This is a genomic window from Devosia sp. (assembly GCF_034675085.1).
In the GTDB taxonomy this organism is placed as follows: domain Bacteria; phylum Pseudomonadota; class Alphaproteobacteria; order Rhizobiales; family Devosiaceae; genus Devosia.
Genome location: NZ_JAUCDN010000455.1, coordinates 1 through 1,870 on the forward strand (window position 1 = coordinate 1; position 1,870 = coordinate 1,870).

2 protein-coding genes and 1 pseudogene are annotated in these 1,870 nt (G+C 64.5%); all 3 read right to left on the minus strand.

The annotated features are described in order from the left end of the window. The coding region (locus VDP82_RS17630; RefSeq protein ID WP_323016120.1) for a flagellar motor protein MotB at positions 1-624 on the minus strand (624 nt) is incomplete at its 3' end. A 16-nt stretch (positions 625-640) separates the two neighbouring features. Beyond that, the gene (gene motA, locus VDP82_RS17635) at positions 641-1,504 is read right to left on the minus strand and encodes a flagellar motor stator protein MotA (RefSeq protein ID WP_323016121.1); all 864 of its coding nucleotides are present in this window, start codon (positions 1,502-1,504) and stop codon (positions 641-643) included. A 172-nt stretch (positions 1,505-1,676) separates the two neighbouring features. After that, positions 1,677-1,870: pseudogene (locus VDP82_RS17640) on the minus strand (cytosine deaminase); the annotation flags it as partial.

Sequence of the window (1,870 nt, forward strand, 5' to 3'; positions counted from 1 at the left end):
GGCGGCGATGGCCTGGCGCGTCGGCTCGTTGGGATATTTCGAGCCCTCGGGAAACATCGGCCGCCCCTCCTGGTCGATGAGGCGGATATTGAGCCCCTCGGTGGTTTCCTCGACGATGAGGCTGTCGGCGATATCGGTGATGTCGGGCATGGATTGCCAGGCCTGGCGGATGCTGGCGGCGGCGCTGTGAAAACCCTGGTCGTCATCGGCGCGCATATCGGTCTGCGAGGTGCGGCTATCGGCCGAATCCGCGCCCTGCTGCTGGTTGCGCCCGCTCAGCGCGCCCTGCACCGAGCCGAAATCCTCGCCCTTGGGCACCATGGCCACTTCCTTGGCGATTTCGGGCTGCGAGCCGGACATCTGCGCATCGGAATTGTCCAGCGCCGTGCCGCCCATCAGCCCGCCCGCCCCGCTGGTGGTGGGGGCGATGCTGGCCGGGGCGAAATAGGAGGCGAGCCCTTCCTTCTGCTCGGGCGTGGTCATGCTGATGAGCCAAAGCAGCAGGAAAAACGCCATCATCGCCGTCACGAAGTCGGCATAGGCGATCTTCCAGGCGCCGCCATGATGGGCGTGCTTATGCTTCTTGACCTTCTTGATGATGATCGGACGGTCGAAATCCGCCATGCTGGCCTCCGCCGGCTCAGTTGGTCAGCGGCAGGTTGGCCGTGGCCTCGTCCACCTCGGCAAAGCTGGGCCGGTCCTCCGACATCAGCGCCTTGCGGGCGAATTCGATGGCCATCACCGGCACCTGCCCCGAAATATGGGCGAGCAGCCCCACCTTGAGCGAGAGGAAATACTTCGATTCCGCCTCATAGGTGTTGCGCAGCGACTGCGCGAAGGGGCCGAAAAAGCCATAGGCGACGAAGACGCCGAAAAACGTGCCCACCAGCGCCCCGCCGATCAGATGGCCCAGCACCTCGGGCGGCTCGGTGATGGCGCCCATGGTCTTGATGACGCCCAGCACCGCCGCGACGATGCCCAGCGCCGGGGTGCCGTCGGCCAGCGCCTGCACCGCCATCACCACGCGCTCGCGCTCCTGGTGATGGGTCTCCAATTCCTCGTCCATCAGCGCTTCCATCTCATGGACATTGTTGGAGCCGAGCGTGACCATGCGCAGATAATCGCAGACGAATTCTACCGCGTGATGATTGGCGGCAAAGGTGGGAAAGCGCGCGAACAGCGTGGATTCGGACGGGTTTTCGATATGCTGTTCCAGCGCCAGAATGCCCTTGGCCTGCACCAGCTTGAACAGGCTGAACTGCATGCCCAGAAGCTCGAGATAGGCGGCCTTGTTATATTTCGAGCCCTTGAGCAGGGTGCCGAACATGGCCGGGGTCTGCTTGAGCACGGCGGCGGAATTGCCGATGATATAGGCGCCGATGGCCGCCCCGAGGATGATGACGAATTCGAAAGGCTGCCAGAGAACCTCCAGGTGCCCGCCCATGGCGGCATAGCCGCCGAATACGGAACCGAACACCACGATGATGCCGACGATAAGACGCATTTGACCGAAAACTCACCCCGCGGACGTCCTGCGCCCGGCCGGGATTATCGGATGGTTTACCTTAACAGCGCGTTTATCCCCCGGGGGCCAATCCACTCACCCCCCTCATCCGGCGCTTCGCGCCACCTTCTCCCGCGAGGGGAGAAAGTGGCTTCGATGGGCATGGCAACCCCTAGCGCATGCGCGATGGATCGAGCCGGCTCGGGCGTCCGGGCAGGCTCAGGGCGCTGAGGCGCGGCGCGGTGCGCGCGATCACCCGCCCCCCCTTGATGACGGCGAGGCGCGCCGCCTTGAGGCGGATGGCTTCAATCGCGTCGTCGGCCTGGAGCAGCACCATGTCGGCCTTGCAGCCCACATCGAGCCCAT